The organism is Streptomyces sp. NPDC002324, from assembly GCF_053593335.1.
Genome location: NZ_JBSFCF010000094.1, coordinates 1 through 2708 on the forward strand (window position 1 = coordinate 1; position 2708 = coordinate 2708).

1 protein-coding gene is annotated in these 2708 nt (G+C 68.8%); it reads left to right on the top strand.

Going from position 1 to position 2708, the window contains the following annotated elements:
• Positions 1-2708: condensation domain-containing protein (locus ACWCRJ_RS44510; RefSeq protein WP_450944689.1), on the top strand; the 2708-nt coding region annotated here is incomplete at both ends.

Here is a 2708-nt window from a genome sequence, read left to right on the forward strand (position 1 = left end):
GACGGCAACATCGAATTCCTCGGCCGCACCGACCACCAAGTCAAAATCCGCGGCCACCGCATCGAACCCGGCGAAATCGAATCCCGACTGCTGGCACACCCCACAGTCAAAGACGCCACCGTCATCGCCCGCACCGAGAACACCGGCGACACCTGGCTCGTCGCCTACCTCATCCCCCACACCACCACCGACCAGACCGAACTACGGTCCCACCTCGCCCAAACCCTCCCCGACTACATGCTCCCCGGAGCCTTCGTCGAACTCGACACCTGGCCCCTCAACACCGCAGGCAAACTCGACCGCAAAGCCCTCCCCGCACCCGACAGAAGCGATGAGAGGCCATATATAGCTCCACGCACAGATGCCGAGGCCAGGATCTCTGGTGCCTGGGAGAACGCTCTCGGGCTTGGGCGGGTCAGTGTCGAAGACAGCTTCTTCGACCTCGGCGGCGACTCCATCCGCGCGGTGTCGCTCGTCGGAGCGCTCAAGTCGATCGGCTACAGCCTGACCGTTCGCACGATCTTCACGTACCAGACAGTCGCCGAGCTGGCCCGCCATCTCGCGGCTCAGGAGCCTCAGGAGGAGAGCTTGTCACCGTCGGAGAACGACACCCGTACGGCAACCGCCGACGCGGCGGATGCACTGACCGGGGCGCTCCGTGCAGCGGGCATCGACCTCGGATCCGGTGGCCTCTCCGAGAACACCTCGGTGGCGGACCTGCTCGCGTTGCTCCAGCAGAAGCAGGCCGAGCCGGAGCCGACGCCCGTGCCCGACGGCCGGGGGGAGGCCGGCACCGCCCCTTTCGCCCTGGTGCCGCCTGAGGACCTCGACCGAATACCCGACGGCCTGGCGGACGCGTATCCGCTGTCGCAGGTCCAGACGGGCATGGCGGTCGAGGTGCTCCTCGAGGACGCCGGTGACGACTACCACCGGGTGACGTCGTTCCGGGTCCGGGACGAACACCCCTTCTCCCGCGAGGCACTTCACTCGGCGGCACGTACGGTCGTCGCGCGGCACGAGATCCTGCGGACGTCCCTCGCCCTGACCGGTTTCTCCGTGCCCCTGCAGCTCGTGCACCCCGAGGCGGAGGTTCCCTTCGCCGTCGAGGACTTCACCGAGCTGGACGAGCCGGCCACCCGGGATGCCGTCCGCGCCTACATCGAGCGCGAGGAGGACAGCCCCTTCGACCTCGGGACTGCACCGCTCCTGCGTGTGGCCGGCCTGGTCGAGGGCACCGACTCCTGGTCGCTCGTGCTCACCCACAGCCACATCATTCTGGAGGGGTGGAGCCACCACTCGCTCCTGATGGAGATCCTGGACGTCTACCGCGCGGTGCGTGACGGGCAGGACCTGGACGCCGGTCACGAGGCCGTGGACGTGCGGTTCGCCGACTTCATCGCCGGTGAACTCGCATCCCTCGACGACGACGCGGACCGCTTGTACTGGCAGCGCGTCGTCGACGAGCACTCCGCTGTGGCGCTGCCCGCGGGCTGGGGCGACGCAGCCGCCCAGGACTCCTCCTTCCGGCTTCCCGTCGCGTACGGCGACCTCGAAGACGGCCTCCGTGCCCTCGCCGAGCGGACCCGCGTCTCGATGAAGAGCGTGCTCCTCGCCGCCCACCTCAAGGTGATGAGCCAGCTCACCGAGGAGGACGCCTTCTCGGCCGGCCTCGTCTTCGACGCCCGGCCAGAGCTTCTCGGCGCGGAGAAGGTGCTGGGCATGCACCTCAACACCCTGCCGTTCGCGCACCGGCGTGGCGCAGCCACCTGGGCCGGTCTCGTCCGCCAGGTCTTCGAGCAGGAAATGGACCTGTGGGAGCACCGCCGCTATCCCCTGCCGTCGATCCAGCGGCTGACCGAGTCCGGGCAGCCCGTCGTCGAGGTGCTCTTCACCTATCAGAACTACCACCAGGTCGACACCGGTCTGATCGATGTCGGCGCCGAACAGGGTGACACCACCTCACAGTTCCCGCTCGCCGTCACCACGCTCGCGGGCCACCTGATGCTGACCGCGGACAGCAAGACCCTGTCGCGTGCGAACGCGGAGCGGATCGCGTCGATGTACCGGCTGGTGCTGGAGGCGATGGCCGCCGACCCGGACGGTGACGCCCTGTCGACCCGCCTCCCCGGCGACGAGCACGTGCACGTCGTCTCCCGGTGGAACGACACGGAGACCGACGTACCGGCCGGCTGTGTGCCGGAGTTGTTTGCGGCGCGGGCTGGTGAGGTTCCGGGCGCGGTGGCGGTCACGTCGGGTGGCGTGTCGCTGTCGTACACGGAACTGGACGAGCGGTCCTCGCGGTTGGCGGGGCATCTGGTGTCGCTGGGCGTGGGCGCCGGTGACGTGGTGGGCGTGCTGCTGGAACGCGGCGTCGAACTGCTGGTGACACTGCTCGCCGTACAGAAGTCCGGTGCGGCGTATCTGCCACTGGACGCCGGCCACCCGGCCGCACGCCTGGCCGGCATCGTCGAAGACGCCGCACCACGCGTCCTGGTGACACAGAAGGCGGTGGCCCAGACGGCTACCGAGATCCACGACGGCATCCGGATTCTCGTGGACGGTGATCCGGTCGGCTCGGCACAGCCGCTGCCCCGGAAGGCCACTGATCCGTCGTCGGTGGCGTATGTGCTGTACACGTCGGGCTCGACCGGCCGTCCCAAGGGCGTCCAGGTCACCCACGGGGCGCTGGCCAACCTGCTCACGGGCAT